The 14,895-nt window shown below is 49.7% G+C and carries 26 protein-coding genes and 1 pseudogene; 14 read left to right on the top strand and 13 right to left on the bottom strand.

The annotated features are described in order from the left end of the window. Nucleotides 1-152 precede the first annotated feature (152 nt). The 4 genes and pseudogenes from JCM11216_RS01885 to JCM11216_RS01870 all read right to left on the bottom strand — a co-directional run bounded on the left by JCM11216_RS01885 (nucleotide 153) and on the right by JCM11216_RS01870 (nucleotide 3,093). The gene (locus JCM11216_RS01885; RefSeq protein WP_054853125.1) at nucleotides 153-1,169 is read right to left on the bottom strand and encodes an ATP-binding protein; all 1,017 of its coding nucleotides are present in this window, start codon (nucleotides 1,167-1,169) and stop codon (nucleotides 153-155) included. After that, nucleotides 1,166-2,211 (bottom strand): annotated as a pseudogene (locus JCM11216_RS01880) (ATP-binding protein). The gene JCM11216_RS01885 and the pseudogene JCM11216_RS01880 overlap by 4 nt, the downstream one beginning before the upstream one ends. 105 nt (nucleotides 2,212-2,316) lie before the next feature. Then, a complete protein-coding gene (locus JCM11216_RS01875) occupies nucleotides 2,317-2,733 on the bottom strand; it encodes a hypothetical protein (protein WP_054853144.1) in 417 nt (138 codons plus the stop codon). A gap of 72 nt (nucleotides 2,734-2,805) precedes the next feature. Beyond that, complete coding sequence (locus JCM11216_RS01870; protein ID WP_243674820.1) at nucleotides 2,806-3,093, bottom strand: hypothetical protein; 288 nt, start codon at nucleotides 3,091-3,093, stop codon at nucleotides 2,806-2,808. A gap of 23 nt (nucleotides 3,094-3,116) precedes the next feature. Between JCM11216_RS01870 and JCM11216_RS01865 the strand changes: the two genes are divergently transcribed. Continuing rightward, entirely contained in the window at nucleotides 3,117-3,266 is a 150-nt protein-coding gene (locus JCM11216_RS01865; protein ID WP_243674819.1) for a hypothetical protein, read from the top strand. Between the two features lie 76 nt (nucleotides 3,267-3,342). Here JCM11216_RS01865 and JCM11216_RS01860 read toward each other — a convergent pair whose 3' ends face one another. The 9 genes from JCM11216_RS01860 to JCM11216_RS01830 all read right to left on the bottom strand — a co-directional run bounded on the left by JCM11216_RS01860 (nucleotide 3,343) and on the right by JCM11216_RS01830 (nucleotide 7,675). Beyond that, on the bottom strand, nucleotides 3,343-4,029 hold the full coding sequence (locus JCM11216_RS01860; protein WP_054853122.1) for a hypothetical protein: 687 nt from the start codon (nucleotides 4,027-4,029) through the stop codon (nucleotides 3,343-3,345). Beyond that, nucleotides 4,004-4,429: a hypothetical protein gene (locus JCM11216_RS01855; RefSeq protein ID WP_243674818.1), complete on the bottom strand. Its 426-nt coding sequence runs from the start codon at nucleotides 4,427-4,429 to the stop codon at nucleotides 4,004-4,006. The genes JCM11216_RS01860 and JCM11216_RS01855 overlap by 26 nt, the downstream gene beginning before the upstream one ends. An 89-nt stretch (nucleotides 4,430-4,518) precedes the next feature. Next, nucleotides 4,519-4,707, bottom strand: coding sequence for a hypothetical protein (locus JCM11216_RS15155; RefSeq protein ID WP_243674817.1), 189 nt, complete (start codon nucleotides 4,705-4,707; stop codon nucleotides 4,519-4,521). After that, nucleotides 4,683-4,991 (bottom strand): hypothetical protein, encoded by a 309-nt coding sequence (locus JCM11216_RS01850; protein ID WP_054853120.1) that lies wholly within the window; start codon nucleotides 4,989-4,991, stop codon nucleotides 4,683-4,685. The genes JCM11216_RS15155 and JCM11216_RS01850 overlap by 25 nt, the downstream gene beginning before the upstream one ends. 357 nt (nucleotides 4,992-5,348) lie before the next feature. Continuing rightward, complete coding sequence (locus JCM11216_RS01845) at nucleotides 5,349-5,891, bottom strand: hypothetical protein (protein WP_054853119.1); 543 nt, start codon at nucleotides 5,889-5,891, stop codon at nucleotides 5,349-5,351. Continuing rightward, nucleotides 5,879-6,562, bottom strand: coding sequence for a hypothetical protein (locus tag JCM11216_RS01840; RefSeq protein ID WP_243674816.1), 684 nt, complete (start codon nucleotides 6,560-6,562; stop codon nucleotides 5,879-5,881). Before JCM11216_RS01840 ends, JCM11216_RS01845 begins: the two co-directional genes overlap by 13 nt. An 83-nt stretch (nucleotides 6,563-6,645) precedes the next feature. Next, nucleotides 6,646-7,095 carry a thermopsin family protease gene (locus JCM11216_RS01835; protein ID WP_243674839.1) on the bottom strand — a complete coding sequence of 150 codons (450 nt, stop codon included), beginning with the start codon at nucleotides 7,093-7,095 and terminating at the stop codon, nucleotides 6,646-6,648. A gap of 11 nt (nucleotides 7,096-7,106) precedes the next feature. Next, entirely contained in the window at nucleotides 7,107-7,244 is a 138-nt protein-coding gene (locus JCM11216_RS15150) for a hypothetical protein (protein ID WP_243674815.1), read from the bottom strand. A gap of 41 nt (nucleotides 7,245-7,285) precedes the next feature. Then, a complete protein-coding gene (locus JCM11216_RS01830; RefSeq protein ID WP_054853116.1) occupies nucleotides 7,286-7,675 on the bottom strand; it encodes a hypothetical protein in 390 nt (129 codons plus the stop codon). 108 nt (nucleotides 7,676-7,783) lie between these two features. Here JCM11216_RS01830 and JCM11216_RS15145 point away from each other — a divergent pair, with 108 nt between their 5' ends. The 13 genes from JCM11216_RS15145 to JCM11216_RS01780 all read left to right on the top strand — a co-directional run bounded on the left by JCM11216_RS15145 (nucleotide 7,784) and on the right by JCM11216_RS01780 (nucleotide 14,869). Beyond that, nucleotides 7,784-8,419 (top strand): oligosaccharide flippase family protein, encoded by a 636-nt coding sequence (locus tag JCM11216_RS15145; protein WP_243674814.1) that lies wholly within the window; start codon nucleotides 7,784-7,786, stop codon nucleotides 8,417-8,419. A 48-nt stretch (nucleotides 8,420-8,467) separates the two neighbouring features. Beyond that, entirely contained in the window at nucleotides 8,468-8,626 is a 159-nt protein-coding gene (locus JCM11216_RS15140; RefSeq protein WP_243674813.1) for a hypothetical protein, read from the top strand. Next, on the top strand, nucleotides 8,613-9,281 hold the full coding sequence (locus JCM11216_RS15135; RefSeq protein ID WP_243674812.1) for a hypothetical protein: 669 nt from the start codon (nucleotides 8,613-8,615) through the stop codon (nucleotides 9,279-9,281). Before JCM11216_RS15140 ends, JCM11216_RS15135 begins: the two co-directional genes overlap by 14 nt. Before the next feature lie 34 nt (nucleotides 9,282-9,315). After that, complete coding sequence (locus tag JCM11216_RS01820; protein ID WP_054853115.1) at nucleotides 9,316-9,690, top strand: hypothetical protein; 375 nt, start codon at nucleotides 9,316-9,318, stop codon at nucleotides 9,688-9,690. Next, on the top strand, nucleotides 9,687-10,070 hold the full coding sequence (locus tag JCM11216_RS15130; protein WP_243674811.1) for a hypothetical protein: 384 nt from the start codon (nucleotides 9,687-9,689) through the stop codon (nucleotides 10,068-10,070). Before JCM11216_RS01820 ends, JCM11216_RS15130 begins: the two co-directional genes overlap by 4 nt. A 58-nt stretch (nucleotides 10,071-10,128) precedes the next feature. Next, on the top strand, nucleotides 10,129-10,593 hold the full coding sequence (locus tag JCM11216_RS15125) for a DUF1616 domain-containing protein (RefSeq protein WP_243674810.1): 465 nt from the start codon (nucleotides 10,129-10,131) through the stop codon (nucleotides 10,591-10,593). Next, nucleotides 10,586-11,188 (top strand): DUF1616 domain-containing protein, encoded by a 603-nt coding sequence (locus JCM11216_RS01810; protein ID WP_054853114.1) that lies wholly within the window; start codon nucleotides 10,586-10,588, stop codon nucleotides 11,186-11,188. Before JCM11216_RS15125 ends, JCM11216_RS01810 begins: the two co-directional genes overlap by 8 nt. After that, complete coding sequence (locus JCM11216_RS01805) at nucleotides 11,176-11,910, top strand: hypothetical protein (protein WP_054853113.1); 735 nt, start codon at nucleotides 11,176-11,178, stop codon at nucleotides 11,908-11,910. Before JCM11216_RS01810 ends, JCM11216_RS01805 begins: the two co-directional genes overlap by 13 nt. Then, nucleotides 11,900-12,160, top strand: a complete 261-nt coding sequence (locus JCM11216_RS01800) for a hypothetical protein (protein WP_054853112.1) — start codon at nucleotides 11,900-11,902, stop codon at nucleotides 12,158-12,160. The genes JCM11216_RS01805 and JCM11216_RS01800 overlap by 11 nt, the downstream gene beginning before the upstream one ends. Beyond that, complete coding sequence (locus JCM11216_RS01795; RefSeq protein WP_054853111.1) at nucleotides 12,157-12,339, top strand: hypothetical protein; 183 nt, start codon at nucleotides 12,157-12,159, stop codon at nucleotides 12,337-12,339. The genes JCM11216_RS01800 and JCM11216_RS01795 overlap by 4 nt, the downstream gene beginning before the upstream one ends. A gap of 22 nt (nucleotides 12,340-12,361) precedes the next feature. Further along, entirely contained in the window at nucleotides 12,362-14,023 is a 1,662-nt protein-coding gene (locus tag JCM11216_RS01790; protein WP_054853110.1) for a hypothetical protein, read from the top strand. Continuing rightward, nucleotides 13,993-14,418, top strand: coding sequence for a DUF4350 domain-containing protein (locus tag JCM11216_RS01785; RefSeq protein ID WP_054853109.1), 426 nt, complete (start codon nucleotides 13,993-13,995; stop codon nucleotides 14,416-14,418). The genes JCM11216_RS01790 and JCM11216_RS01785 overlap by 31 nt, the downstream gene beginning before the upstream one ends. Nucleotides 14,419-14,500: 82 nt before the next feature. Further along, nucleotides 14,501-14,869: a hypothetical protein gene (locus tag JCM11216_RS01780; protein ID WP_054853108.1), complete on the top strand. Its 369-nt coding sequence runs from the start codon at nucleotides 14,501-14,503 to the stop codon at nucleotides 14,867-14,869. The last annotated feature ends 26 nt before the right edge of the window (nucleotides 14,870-14,895 follow it).

The raw sequence follows: 14,895 nt of genomic DNA, 5'->3' as shown, positions 1-14,895 counted from the left end.
GGTCCATATACGACTTGGACAGGGAAAGTACTTTTCTCGGCCCACTCCTCGATGCGCCTTAACGCTAGTCTCTGTCTATGAAGTCGACCTGTGAATTTGCAAAGGCTAGTTTAATCCTCTTCATGGCTTATTAATGCCGTACTTAACGTGACTCACTCACCGACGCTCTCCAGTGCCCTTTTCACTGCCTCCCTGTGTAGTGGCGTCTGCCAGGCTACGTACTTCCCAATGCCCAGTTCCAGGTCCTTCTCCGGTGGTGGCTGGTCCACCCACTGCTCTGGGTCCCTCTTGGGTAGGAAGTATAGGATGAGGTTTCTCTCAATCAACTCATTGACCAGCTCCTCAGGCGCATTGAACCATAGGTAATCCGGGTCGTTGATCGCCTCCCTTAGGTGGATTAACCATTTCTTAACGAATCCGTATGATAAGTCCTTCTCCTTAATGAGCATGCTCACTATCTTATCTACATTCCAGTTAACCCTGTGCAGGCTCTCTAGCATTGCCGGATTCCCTCCTGTTATTCTCCAGGCTTCTTCGAATGGCGGCTTGTTACTGGGTATTTGGTCATATAATTGTTCGAAGCTGTCCTTCGGCATGTTCCACATGGGTGTTGACCAGGCCCACCTATGGCGCCCAATCTCCCTCAAACTAACACCCTCACTCGTAGCCGCCACAGTGACTATCTTCTCATAGTGCTCCGGTGGATACTCAATGAGATTCAGTAAAGCCTTCACGTACAACGCGGATTCCTTAATGCCAATGGCTTGGAAGGCGTCGTCGACTATAACCGCGATCTTGCCTCTGGTTGCCTTGATTAGGTCGTAGGCCACGTTGTAGGCTATCCACGCCACCTTAGCTAGTGCGTTTTGGTTAATGGCCTCCTTTATTAGGTTGAGAAACTCCTCCCTTATGTTGTCAGTACTTACTTCAGCGAGGGCGAGCCTATTAATTGGGTTTATGTAGATCACGTTGAATCCGTAATCCTTAAGGAGTTCCACTGCCTGTAGGAGCCATGCGGTTTTGCCGCAGCCCTCGGGGGGGCCGTAAATGACTTGTACGGGGGGGTATGTACCCCCCCTCTCAGCCCATTCCTCAACAAGCCTGAGGGCGAGGTCCCTATCAACGAACTCGACTTCCCTCCCTGCAAATTTGAGTTTAATCCTCCTCATGGCTTAACACCCTCCAGTGCTCTCCTAACCGCCTCCCTATGGAGCGGTGATTGCCAGGCGACGTACTTGCCAATACCCAGTTCAGGGTCCTTCTTGGGTGGTGGGGGGGTGTCGATCCATGGTCTTGGGTCTCTGTCTGGTAGGTTGTCGATGATTAGGTTTAGTTCGACTAACCTGTTCATTAGTGGTATTCTTTCCCTACTCATGAGTGTGTCTGGGTCGTTTATTGCCTCCTCAAGCCACAGCCTTTCCTCACCCGTGAGTGAGGCTGTGAATGTGTTGAGGCCCTTCTCGTCACGTAAATCCCCAATTACGGCTTCCGCATTCCACCCAGTCTCATAAAGCCTGCCCAGCATCCTTGGGTTGCCGCCGGTTAATCGCCAGACCTCCTCGAAGCCCGGCTTCTCTCCAGGTAACTGGTCATAAAGTTGTTTTAATCCTTCCCTTGGCATATTCCACATCGCCCTTTGGTTAGCCCATGTGTGCCTGCCTATTTCGCGCCTCGAGACGCCCTCACTCGTAGCCGCTATGGCTACCACCCTCTCGTAGGTCTCCGGCGGGTGCTCAATCAACCCAAGCAACCCCCCTTGACGTATATCGCGGCCTTATCCAAACCAATCACTTGAAACGCATCATCAACGATAACCGCCAGTTTACCCCCCTCCTTACCCTGATTAATTCCCTGGCTAGGTCGATGATTGCCCACACGGTTCTAGCCCAGGCATCGCCTGTGGCTTCACGGAGAATGTCAATGAGCCTTCTCTTTATGTCTTCGACGTCGATCTCGGCCATGAATTCTTGCTCAATTGGATTAACGTAGATCACGTTGAATCCGTAATCCTTAAGGAGTTCCACTGCCTGTAGGAGCCATGCGGTTTTGCCGCAGCCCTCGGGGGCCGTAAATGACTTGTACGGGGTATGTACCCCCCCTCTCAGCCCAATCCACAATCCTCTTAAGCGCCAAGTCCCTATCAACGAACTCGACTTGCAGGTCCGGGGCCAGATTCAGCCTAATCCTCTTCGAATACAATGAGTTAGGCATCAACGCGGTGATGAGTAGGCGTGGGTCTGATTTTCTGCCCATGTTGATGAGTGGTTATGGTCCGTCACCTTCAGCGGTTGGGAATCCACTACGGGTTTGGTGCATTCACGTTAGCCCTGGCCTATACATTATTGGCGTGTTTAGCCACATTAGGCCCATGTTAATTATGTCCTGGACCCTCCTAACGATGGGCCCAACCCACTTAAGTCTCTCAACCAGTTTCTTGCCGATTAGGTACGCCATGAACCTCACCTTCCTTATTAATACGAGACTTAACGCCTCTATTACTGCCTCCCTGAGCATTTCCAGGGCCTTCGGTGACTTGAACCTGAGACCACGCCTTAGGTATGGAATGGCCGCCTCGAGGAGGCCCCCCCTGCGAAGTGGGTTAACCCTCCACCAGACGCCGAGCCTAATGGCTACCCTCCTAATTGATTGTATTAGTTGTAGACTGATTACGTTGATGGTGTTGTTCAGGAAATTCCTAACGTGTCCCAGGGCCTCCTCGGGCGGTATAAACATTATTAATTTAGGTTGGGTTAGGACCATTATTTAAGCATTGCCCTGAGAATGAACCATTCGCTCTGTGCCTACTTACCTTGATTTACCGCGCCTCCCTGTCTCTATGGCCGCTGGTATCGCCATTATACCTATGGTTAGGGCCACCCAGTATACTAAGTGTGGGGGGGTTATTGTTATTGTCATTATTATGCTGGCGCTCCCGTAATTCATGCCCATGATGCCACTGCCCATGAGCACCAGTGGGTATTTCGCTGGTACGTGGTACATGCCAAATACGTAGTTCGCTATGTAGTAAATAATGAGTGGGTATATGAGGTATGGAATTGATAGTGAGGCAATTACGTAGGTCCTTACCGGCACCCCCCTTCATAGCCACTAGGTATATGTTTCTCGCCAGGATTATTATTAAGTACGCCCTGTATGCCTCGAGTATTGCCGTGATTAACCCCGAGATCTCCAGGGTCACTCCCAGGAGTGTTATTGTGAATTGGAATGGTGATGTATTGATAATGAGTAGCCCGCCGAAGTCGTAGGTCCACCAGTACAGTGGTGTTGCCACCACGGCTAACCCAAGGGCCAAGTACACCAGGGTAATTGGGTATCTAACCATCATGGCCTCACCCTCAGCCTTATTATTGTTGAGCCTACCATGACAGTCACGTTGACGTACTCATTAAGGGCGCTGGCGTTGGTCACCCTGAGCCTGAGTATTCCAATGCCGTTCGGCGGTACTTCGACTGGTGCCATAAGGTGTTCGTATTGGTTAGTTATATTCATTATCTCCATGGGCACACCGAGCGGGTTCCTGATGGGGGGGATCTCTATGATTGTTGGTTCAAGCCCCGTATTACCTATCGTGAACTCCTCCGTTAGGTTCACGCCCATGATGCCCAGGAGGATTGTCAAGTTTTTCCCCACTGGGTTTGTTATGTTTGTTATGACCAATCTCAGCACGGCCTTCCCCATGGGCGGTACTGCCGTGGTGTTCATTAGGTGTAGGATTGGGCTTGTTATGTTGTATATGGTTATTGCATAGTTCGTTGGGTTTTCGACAGGTATACTCAGTATTGCGCCCCCCCTTAGGCTACCGAGACTTGCTGTGGCGCTTAGTGGCATTACCATTGTTAGGTTAATACCGTTAATGCCCAGTTTTATCAATACGTCCTCATTACCCATGGCAATACTCCTATATAGCCGAGGTAGTTGCTCACGTTTATGGCTATGTAAGAGGGGGGGCCAGGCGGGACTACCTGTGGTGAGCTCGCCAGCTCTATGTATTGCCCCCCCGTAATTCATAGATAATCACCTCAGTGCTCAGCTGGTTTTCCACGTTGATCCTCAACACACCGCCTATGCTGATTGGTGTGGCGTTAATTCCCCCCCTGCTCAGTACGAATTCGCCACTGACCACAGTGCCGCCTAGGTTCATTGTTGCGTTAACCACCTCCTCACCCTCCTGGTATAGGGTGTAGAAGCCCGTGTAATTCCATATGTGGAACTCCGCACTTACCGTGCTGTTTGGTGGTACCTCCACAGGGCTGACTAGGGTTATGTACCTGCCCGTGATGTTGTATATGGTTACCGTGAATGGGTAATTATTCCTGACGCCAATGCTTACGTACCCACCACCCAGGTTTGGTATCGATAATGATATACTGGTTGTTTTACCAAGTACGCCCTCTGTGGTTATTCCCACCCCCCCGCATGCCGTTATGTTCATGGTTACTGCCTCCTTGCCAGCCGTGTATGATTGGTAGAGGGCTTGGGCGTTAGTTATTATTAGCGTTACAGGGGCTGTGCCCGTGGTGGGATTATGTATTGCCTATTCATGGTTATGTAATTCCCCCCCGTCATGTTGTTTATGATTACCGTGCAGTTGAGGTTGTTCGTGATCAGTAATGTCATGGTTTGTCTGTTGTATGATTGCACACTCATGCCCAGTGTCCCATTCATGCTGGTTGGTATCCTGGGCACCTCGAAGATGAGCCTCCAGTGGCGTTCATCGGCGTGCTCGGCATGTATATACGCAGTAGCCCAGCGCCATTACCAATGCCGCTCAATACACTTGAGAGGCCCTGGGCATTCAGTTCTATGTTCGGCATAATGACGCTACTGCCCACCTCACTTAGTGACTTGTTGATTATGCTGATTGGTTGTGTCACGTAGTCATGCACATTGGCTGGGACGTTATTGACCACTACGTACACCACAACAATGGCTAAAGCCACTAGAACCGCCATGAGCTTAACCACGTCCATACTCAATCATATACCTCTAACTTCTTATTAAACCATAGCATTCGTGTTTTAAGAAACAATAAGAATAGGCATTAATTTATTGGCATGTTATCTATGATTACAATTATAGACATGGGAATTCGGTTCCTTGCTCATCCTTGACAATATAGACGTGAGAATCACAGCCCTGGTTAGATGCATTGTGTGGAGTTGCTCATTGCGTACTCAATGATTACGCCCAACTTCCTATCACCATAGTACCCGGCTTAGGCAAAGTCCTCTCTCAAGGGTCTCAGTATTCATAAATTGCTTGCTGGTGGCTACTTAAACTTATTAAAAGGTTGGTTCATTACTGGCGCCAAAGTGGCTGTGCAATGCTCATATCGTGGTCACGTCATTTTCCTGCCTATCACTTCTAAACCTCATTATCAATAGCGCCGTTAGTGCCGTGAGTGACATTGCCAGGTATATCGTGTAGTAGTCGCGGTAATTCACGACAACGTACATTGGCGAATCAATGGCTAGTATTGCGTTGCCTCGTAGTGGGTACTCATGCCCATTGACGCTGATTAATGAGGCGACGGCGAGGGTTAGGTTAGGCAGAACCCAATACTTGGGTATTGACAGTCTGATCACCGAGCCTGGCCACACCCACCCCCCCGTGTAATTCGTGGTCCTGGTTCCATTGACCACTATCGGCAGTGAACTCCTAATAATCACCAGGTACTGCGGAGACCCAGTTATGTTTATGTGGATCGGTTCTGTGATTATTACCGTGCCATTAACCGGGGGGGATTCAATTACAAGCCTCGTTGAATTACCGAGGTAGTAATACCTAGGTACGATAATGACTAGGCTTGTTCCGTTGGCGAGCCATCCTGTGTAATTCACAGTCTCAGCACCATTTATCAAGATGGGCACTGGCTCGTAACCACCACTAGGTACTGAACTGCCCAATCCACGGTGATGCTCATGGGGCTGCAGACCCCCCCGTATGTGCCCGTCCCATTAATCGCCACATACCTAGTGTCATTACCCAGGTAGTAGGCATCCGCGTTCACAATGAGGTGACTACATGCGTTTGCCCAATCGGTGTAGTTCGTGGTTAAGGAACCATTCACGTTAACTGGGTACTCACTACTCACGGTAATTAGGTACTGCCTAACCCAGTCAATGGTTATGTTCATTGGCTTATCCACTGTAATTAATAGTGAGGAGCCGTTAACGGGTAGTAACCTGGTTCCATTACCCAGGTAATTCGGCGCGGCGGTTATATTAATAACCGAGCCAGCCCTGACCCACCCAGCGTAATTACTCGCCAGTGACCCATTGACACTTACCTGGCCCGTGCTCATTATTGAAACTAGGTAGTACATGGAGTAACTAGGCCTAACGATAACCACCCTGGGAATACTTGACGGCTTAACCTCAACACCCGTGGTGTTTAGGAACTCCAAAGCTCCATCGGTCATGACCCATATGCCGGAGAGCCTCACCAATACTCCGGGTGTAGGCTCCGTGGCTTGTGGGTAGGTTATGTTTATGGGGCTCACTATGTACGTGCTATGCACGGCTCCATCCAACCCCCCCACCCACTCCACATAAGTCATTGGGACACTTAACGCATTGAAGGCGCTGACTTGTCCGTAATTCGGTTCGCCATTTGTGACGCAGGTTAATCCGCCGCACGTGGTTGTGCTAGGTATGTTGATGTTAGGTTCGTGTTAATGGCGAAGTTGTACGTATTCGTGACTGGCGTGAAGGACTCGCCATTCCAATAAAGAAGTGCTACCTGGGCATTAAACGGCTGCGCGTTACCCAGTCCATTGCTGATTACCAGTTCTGAGTCGTAGGAATAACCACTGGGTGTGGCTAGGTATGGGTTCATCATTATGACAACCTTGGTGGCGGGGGGGCCCAACGACGCCTCGTATGCCCAGTTAATCCCTGGTTCGCCATAGTGAGTGCCATTCCCTATCACTGCATAGCCAAGCCAAATCGTGGCATTCTCATTGGTTATATTAACCATAACCGATAGGTACAGGGCATATGGAATCTCAACGCGCCCCAGCCATATCATTGCCGTGCCCAGGGCCTGGGGGGGTTCACTGTTTGTGGCGTTGATTACGTAAATCGTTAATAGGGAATTACCGTTGGAAACATTGAGGATTTCCTCAACCAGTACTCGGCTGTCTCGGAATAATGGTAATCCACCACCAGGGATCCAAGGGCGATGTTGATGGGATTACCAGGTTGGTACTCCGTAATGTTCACGTAAGCCAGCAACTCATTAGTGATTATTGGACCTAGGGATGTTATGCCAACCCCGGGCTGGTTAATGACCCTGGCGACTGCGTTAATCCCCCCCACACCGCATGGTGTTGGTAGAGAACCACTGGGTATTGGCCCTGCGGCATTGGGATTACGTAAGCCGCGCCGCCCGTCATGTTCTGGGCATACACAGCGTAGGCCTGTTCACCCGAGACCCACCTGCTGTATTGACCTGGGGTGAATATGTATAGGCTGTAGTTATTACTGAGCACGTGAATCAACAGGTACTGGCCTGGAAGTACTGTTACATTCCACAATCCCCCCCAACAGGCACCGTTGGTCGGTGGATTAACGGTTATCAACTGCGCATAAACCGCGCTGGGCATTGACATAGCCATAATTAGGGCTAGCGCTGCCGCAGCTACATACCTCATTCAGTGTCTAGATCAGGCGCATCCCTTATAGGTCTTCAGTTAGGATCAGGCGTATTATTGGTAATCATTAAATATTATACCCTGGCTCAAGCCTAGTAATGCCACTGTATGAAGGAGTCCCCCCCAGTTAGTGGCGTGGTCTTTGGATACCTATACACGGTCATTACCTACGCATTCGCCCTGGCCTACGTAATCCTACTGACAAGGCTCATACCACTGGCTCAGTACGGTTATTACAACACGTTGATGGCAATGATGGGCATGATTGGGCTATTCTTCCCAACCCTCGGCGTCGACGCTGCCATAGCCAGGGAGGGCGCCATGCTCCACTCAAGGGGGGGTTTGAACATTGATGAGCACTACGCCGCGTTGCTGGCGATTTCCCTGGCTGTGTCGACACTCTACGCCGTGTCGCTTATAATCGCAATACCACTATACCTAGTCAGCAAGATACCCAGTGAGTACATGGGCCTAGTCTTCATATACGCCATCTATGTAATTACGGCTGGGGGGGTTAACGGCGCGCTATCGGCGTACCTATGGATGACGGGTAGGTTAGCGTCCCAGGGAATAGGCGGTATAGTGGGTAATACTGTGTTTAGGAGCGTTGAGATAGCCCTACTGGTGCTGCTCAGGAATGTCTATGCCATACTCATTGGCATGGCTATGGGCCAGGTAGCGACCCTGTTTTACTACCTAGCCATAGTTAGGCACTTTGTTAATCCCGGCAGGGTATCTCGCTGATTAGGAGGGGGTTTCAGGGGCTACCTAAGCCTTGGGATTCAGAATTGGTTGCTTAGTTACCTGGGTTCGGTTAGTGGTTACGTTATTACGTACATCATATACTCCTTCATAGGCACGACATACGTAGCCCTATACAGCCTGGCGGGTTATATCCTAGGGGGCCATTACCGCGTTGGGTGGTGCCGTAACGAACGTGTTCGGGAGTAGGGTGGCCCACGCGATGGGGTCCGGCGCCATTAATGGGCACTACCTAATCCGTGATTACACGGTCGCGGCAATCTCTGTAAGCGGCATCCTGGCTGTGGGAGCCGTATTGGCATCGCCACTGCTTCCGCTGTTGGGTATTGTCCATGGTGATTACGTCGAGACGATACCCTACGGCATTGCCTTATTCGGAACAGCGGTGCTGGGGGGGTCCGTGAACTCTATATACTCGACGTATTACTGGGTGTCCGGCAGGGGGGGTTGGGTTGCCCTGGAGGTCTCCTCCGTGGGCATTGCGGTGAATGTTGCTTCGGTACTGGCATTGATAATCATTGATAGAGACTTGGGCCTTTACTCCGTAATAATCGCGGCGTACTTAGGCTCGTTTGTCTCGTTAGTCATTTACCTATTCATGGATGAGAACCCCCCCCACGCCATCGATATTGCGGTGAACCTCGTTGTTTACTTACTCCTCACCATCGCCAGTGCGTTATCATACCTATTAATGGCCAATTCCTGGCCACTGTATCAGTTAATTATTCTCCTCGTGACGATCCTCGTAACATACATCATGAGGCCAATACCCAGGTCCGTCATTAATCAACTACCCAATTTTGTGAAGCCATTGTTAATGCCGTTCACCAGGACGGGTGAGTAAAACTTTATTTTGTTCCTTAAGTCTATAACGTCGAATGATTGATCATAACGTGATTAACCTGGTCAGGGAGTTCCTCATGAGGCGTGTTGACCGTATTAGCCCACCCATCTTAATTCATGTAAGGGCCCTTGCCATTAGGCGCGGTTCCTGGTGGAGGATTAACCCGTTTAAGAGGGCGTTGATCAACGCCGCAATTACCTACATGAGGGCTGGCTTCATCATTAGGTCTACGGCATTAATAGGCATGCTCAGGGATGCCGTTATTGACGTGCTTATAAACACCGTGATTAGGAAGTTATCATTCATTGCTTATGTCGTAGGGACCAGGCTCGGCGAGCCCAGTAACCCAGTAATTGCTGGGTTGCAATGGCTCAATAGGCCTATGCAGTATAGGTGGTTTGTTGGGTGAGTCCTCGACACCTACTGCTGCTGGCCCTACTACTCATGGTGTTGGGGATCACGGCGTATTCACAGCAATTAAGTGCATTAACTGCGTATCAATACATCGTTGAGTTAAGCAAGTTGGGCGTTAACACCACGTCCCTCGTTAATGAACTAAACAATGTAATAAGTCTTGAGGTCTCAGGCCAGGTAAGTAATGCGTCAATCGTGTTGAGCAGTTTAATCACTAGGGCCCAATCATTAATGCCCAACGCAAGGCTTTGGTACATGGTGGGCATTGTCGTTAAGGCCGTCGTTGTGGCTGTGGTCATAACCCTGATTGCCATGCTCTACATCAAGAGACGCGAGCTGATAGGCTCGATTTGGCTAAGGGTCAGGGGGCAGTAATAGGGTTAGGAGTGGTGGCCCCCCCGGTAGGTCGAGGACGTTCATCTTCAATGAGGAGGTGGCCGCGGTGGCCCTATCCCTCGTGATAATACTAACTGTGTTCCTAACCGCCCAATCCATAGTCAGTAGCTATACCCAATCCTTCTCCGCGATTGGGCTTCTTGGGTCCACGGGCAAACTCGGTAATTACCCAAGCACGGTGGTTATAGGCCAACCAATAAGCCTATACATATACGTGTATAACCACATGGGCGTACCAACCTGGTTCGTGGTGAGGGTATTCGTGACTAATAACACGGTGGCCCAACCACCACTCAATCAGACACCCATCATGGTCTTCCAGAGGGTCCTCATGAATAATGAGTCCTGGGTCGAACCACTAACACTGAGCATTAACTCAACGGGTACCTACAGGATAATCGGTGAGTTGTGGATGTACGACCCAAACAACCTAACCCTTGTCTACACGGGTAATTACGTACAGCTGTGGGTCAACGTGACCCAGGTGATGCCCAGTGGATAGCCGCGACATTAGAAATGCCATCAAAAAAACCCTTAATGCGAACCAATGCGCAAGCGTTGATGAGCTCGTAACCGAGGTGTCCAGGGCATTGGGCATCTCCAGGGGGGGCCTAGTCGCCTATGAGGTTATGATGATGTGGAAGAATGGCGAACTCGAGCTTGAGGGCGTCCCACGCAATCCCGTGGCCTACACCTTCAGTGTAGAGGGTCTTTGGTACTGGGTCTCCCTAGCCCTCGTTGCCGCGTCGATACTCGCAGTGACCCTAATAAATAGCGGGCCCCCCCTCATCTACCTTAGGTATGGCCTAGGCGCGTTGATGCTCCTATTCATGCCAGGCTACGCACTTGTTGAGTCGCTGTACCCAAGGGGGGGTGATGAGTTAAGTCCCCCCCTGGAGAGGCTCGCCCTATCAATTGGGCTTAGCCTAGCCGTTGTACCGCTGATAGGCTTAATCCTTAATTACACGCCGTGGGGGGGCATCAGGTTTGTACCCATTGTGGCGTCCACGAATGCGGTCACGGTAGCCCTACTCACGGTTGCCCTGGTTAGGAAAGCGAGGATCTTCGAGGCAGGTGAGGATAGATGCCAAGGATGAATAGCGACCTGGGTATTTCATTGATAGTGCTTGGGGCCGGCCTATCGGCCATTGGTTACCTAATCCTAAACTCGACTCCCGTTCTCGTGCTTGGGATAGCCGTACTCATAATGGGCCTCCTGGCGGCGTGGGGTGAGGGGTCACTGGATAGGACTCAGTTGGAGCTCGCCAGGTCTGGGTGGTCAAACATTAGTGCGTTATTGGAGAGTATAGGCACGGCTAGTAGGGCCATTTACCTACCCAGTTCAGCCACCGAGGCTGGAACGTCCATGGCCCTAGTGCCGCTTGTGAGGCCTGAACCACCAAGTATTAGGTTACCAAGGGGGGGCTTCGCGATTAGGTATGGTAGTGAGGGCGAGACGGGTATACTGCTTTACACGCCGGGTTCAATAGCGGTTAGTAAGTGCTTGAGCGTTGGCGCCATCGGCGGCGACGTGGCTACGAGCCTAACCAACTGCCTAGTTAATCACTTAACCGTGGCCCGTGGAGTAACGGCAACGCCAAGCGAGGATGGAATCACAGTCGTGATTAGGGATTCAAGGGTTGGGGGGGAGTTGTACGGCAATGAGCTTACCAGGGCCATCCTTGGCTCACCAACGGCCTCCCTAGTCGCCTCGGTGGCTGCGGAATCCCTTAACTCGCCGGTCGTGATTGAGTCCGAGGAGGTCAGGGGGGGTAGGGACGTGGTCATTAGGCTTAGGGTGATTGGTCATGGTCCTTAAGCGGTTATTAATAACGCAGTTGGTGCTGTACACGGTGGTCATAGCCTTCCTAGCCTACCTAGGCGTTGATGATTTCGCGATCTACATATCGCTGGTCACGCTTATTTACCTAGTCACGATAATAACAGCGCACCCACTACCACCTGGCACGCGTAGGGTCGCTAACGTGGTCACGGCAGTACTCGTTGCCGTATTCCTATACTTCGCAATAACTAGGATACTCCAAATACTCGGTGTGGCATTTATATGAGGGTCGTGTACCTCGCCCTCATTGCCCTAGGGCTTCTAATAGCCGTGATCTACCTAGGCCGCGTCATTACCTGGCCATCACTATCAATCCCAAACCCACTTAGTGAGAAGCTCTCAGTCAATACCCGGGGGGGAGTCCTTCAACTCTACATAACTGCGCTCGAATTAAACGCTTGGTAATTACACGGGTGCGTCAAGCATTATGAAGGTTCTTGGCGTCACAGCCGCGGTTAAGGCCTCACCATTAATAAGCCAATTAAATACGGATGAGGCCCAGCTCACAAATTACTTGGTTATGTTAAATAACACTTACAATGAAGTAATCAACCTATTAACGTTAGGGAATTACAGCGGCGCTAGGTCTTTGGCGTTAGAGGGGTTGCTAATTGATGGTGAGGCTAATAATGAATTGAACGCCATACTAAACATGCTCAGTAACGCTGCGCCGGGCAGTGTTGGGCAGGTAATTAGCGCCACCCAATCAATTAGGCAGTACCTACTTAGCCTCAATGAGACGTTCCTAAACATACTAACCAGCAACTACACAAGGACTGAATTAACAATAACGGTTGTCCCAGGCAATGTCACCATAGGCGATTTAATTACCGCATATGGCTCATTAACCACGGTTAATGGCACACCAATACCCAACGCCTCAATAAGTATTTATGTAGATGGTGACTACGTCGGTAAGGCATCAACTAACGCCTATGGTCAATACTCACTAACATTCTCCATGCCTCAAATATACGTGGATAAGGTTAATGTGACTGCAATCTATAACCCACCACCCGGTAGTAATTACCTACCCTCTAGAGCCACGGAACCAATAAGCGTCCTATTCAACACGACATTACTCATGGTTAATTACACGAGGGAGGTTATGTGGGGTGAGCCGATAAACGTGAGTGGTTACGTGAGTGGCCCTCCCGTTAGGCGGGTAATTATTAGTGTTGATGGGCTTAACGTAAGTACGTACACGATCAATAACGCGTTCTCGATATTAATAAACACGTTCAACATAACGTCAGGTAATTACTCAATAATGATTTACGCACCGCCAGTTGGCCCGTACTCACCTGCGCAGCTGGTTGGTTCAGTTTTCGTGAATTCCATAGTTACAAACATAACGATAAGTACTGATTACCTGGCAATAGCGGGTTTGCCCATTACCTTGAGGGGTTTCGTAAGTCCCTGGGTTGGTAATTTATCCATATCCCTATCGGTGGGCGGCGAGACCATATACCTCAATTTAAGTGATCCTAACTTCACGGCATCAATACCAACATCACCACTCCTAAGTATGGGTAGGCATAGTATCGTTATCTCAGTAAATTCGAGCCCACCAGTAATGGGCGCCGTCTATACCTATGGCATATTCGTAATAAACATACTCGAGATAGTCATACCAATAATAATGATTACCGCATTAACTCTGTCACTCAAGTTTGGAATAATAACATTACCGAGCAGGGAGGAGACCTCAATTAGTGGTTTACAGTATTCGGTAAGCCCCCCCATGCAGATCGTGGTTAGGCCGAGCGCGGAGGTTAGGGCTTTGAGGAAGGAAATTATGAAGTCCGTGCTGAGAAGTAAGATTGGCATTAAAGGCGTTAGGGACATAGTCGATGCATTGGCCAGCGTTATTTACGTGATCGGCAATAGAACAGGGATCAGGCTTAAGAGTACGGATACGCTCAGGGAGTACCTAAGGGCTGTACAGGGTAAGTTAAGTAACGAGGAGTTTGCAATATTCGCGGAGTTGGTTAGGATTGGTGAATACGCGTTGTATTCACCCCCCCACATACCGAGTGATGAGGACGTGAGGAGGGCATGGGAACTGGCGAGAAGATTTACTCAGTAAGGTGGACATTGCTTTCCCTGCTACTCCTACTGCTAATACTCGTATTAATTGCGCTCGGCCCATCACTCACCCCCCCATTTGATGCCTACAACACCTATTGGGATGGCTATTCAGGGGCTGCATCAATATGTCTAAAGCCCGTTTATGACCTGCCTAACAACTTAACGGGTGTGTCCTCAATATTCATAATTCCAGAGAACAATATTAGTGGGCCTTTAACCATGAAGTTACTTAATTACGTAACTAATGGCGGCAGGTTGATAGTGCTTAATGGGAATGAGACATATAGCAATCAATTACTCAGCAAGCTAGGCATTAAAAGTGAGTTCACGGACAGTGTTATTAAGGATCCAGTACTAAATGTAATTAATGAGAAATTCCCACTGGCTTCATAGTGAGTAATCCCGTGGTTAAAACCAATGCAGCCACAATAGCACTCGTTGACGCCTCAGCTATAGAAATCAATGATCCAGCGCTGTGGTTATTGCCGAGACAAGTAGGTTTAGTATTGCGGGTAATTCCACGGGTCCATTCCCAGCCATCGTTGCCGTACCCGTTGGCAGGGGTTACGTAATACTAGTATCAAGCCCTGGCGTGTTCATGAATTCCATGATTAATGAGGCCAATAATGCCGAGTTCCTCAGGGACTTGTGTGGTAATGGCACGGCACTATTCCTGGAGAGTACGTTGGCAAGCAACCCTCAAGGTACTATTAAGGCTTGGTTATTAACAGCCTATGCCTACGCATCTACTTACCCAATTAATTATTTCATAATAGTTATGCCAATAGTAATAACCATAGCGGTACTATTAATAAATGAGGTAAGACGCGGCAATGAGGTATGAGCGATAAGTGGCTTAACGCAATTAAG

This window comes from Vulcanisaeta distributa JCM 11216, from assembly GCF_001315985.1.
GTDB lineage: Archaea > Thermoproteota > Thermoprotei > Thermoproteales > Thermocladiaceae > Vulcanisaeta > Vulcanisaeta distributa_E.
Note: the sequence above shows the minus strand (reverse complement) of the source record. Positions and strands in the feature narration are given on the sequence as shown.

What these genes read in the sequence shown, in the direction of transcription:
- JCM11216_RS01875 (WP_054853144.1), bottom strand. Translation starts at nt 2,733, where the DNA reads ATGTTTATACCGCCCGAGGAGGCCCTGGGACACGTTAGGAATTTCCTG.
- JCM11216_RS01850 (WP_054853120.1), bottom strand. Translation starts at nt 4,991, where the DNA reads ATGGACGTGGTTAAGCTCATGGCGGTTCTAGTGGCTTTAGCCATTGTT.
- JCM11216_RS01790 (WP_054853110.1), top strand. Translation starts at nt 12,362, where the DNA reads ATGAAGGTTCTTGGCGTCACAGCCGCGGTTAAGGCCTCACCATTAATA.
- JCM11216_RS01820 (WP_054853115.1), top strand. Translation starts at nt 9,316, where the DNA reads ATGATTGATCATAACGTGATTAACCTGGTCAGGGAGTTCCTCATGAGG.
- JCM11216_RS01860 (WP_054853122.1), bottom strand. Translation starts at nt 4,029, where the DNA reads ATGAATTACGGGGGGGCAATACATAGAGCTGGCGAGCTCACCACAGGT.
- JCM11216_RS15145 (WP_243674814.1), top strand. Translation starts at nt 7,784, where the DNA reads ATGAAGGAGTCCCCCCCAGTTAGTGGCGTGGTCTTTGGATACCTATAC.
- JCM11216_RS01785 (WP_054853109.1), top strand. Translation starts at nt 13,993, where the DNA reads ATGGGAACTGGCGAGAAGATTTACTCAGTAAGGTGGACATTGCTTTCC.
- JCM11216_RS01795 (WP_054853111.1), top strand. Translation starts at nt 12,157, where the DNA reads ATGAGGGTCGTGTACCTCGCCCTCATTGCCCTAGGGCTTCTAATAGCC.
- JCM11216_RS01800 (WP_054853112.1), top strand. Translation starts at nt 11,900, where the DNA reads ATGGTCCTTAAGCGGTTATTAATAACGCAGTTGGTGCTGTACACGGTG.
- JCM11216_RS01805 (WP_054853113.1), top strand. Translation starts at nt 11,176, where the DNA reads ATGCCAAGGATGAATAGCGACCTGGGTATTTCATTGATAGTGCTTGGG.
- JCM11216_RS01830 (WP_054853116.1), bottom strand. Translation starts at nt 7,675, where the DNA reads ATGAGGTATGTAGCTGCGGCAGCGCTAGCCCTAATTATGGCTATGTCA.
- JCM11216_RS01865 (WP_243674819.1), top strand. Translation starts at nt 3,117, where the DNA reads ATGTTTCTCGCCAGGATTATTATTAAGTACGCCCTGTATGCCTCGAGT.
- JCM11216_RS01885 (WP_054853125.1), bottom strand. Translation starts at nt 1,169, where the DNA reads ATGAGGAGGATTAAACTCAAATTTGCAGGGAGGGAAGTCGAGTTCGTT.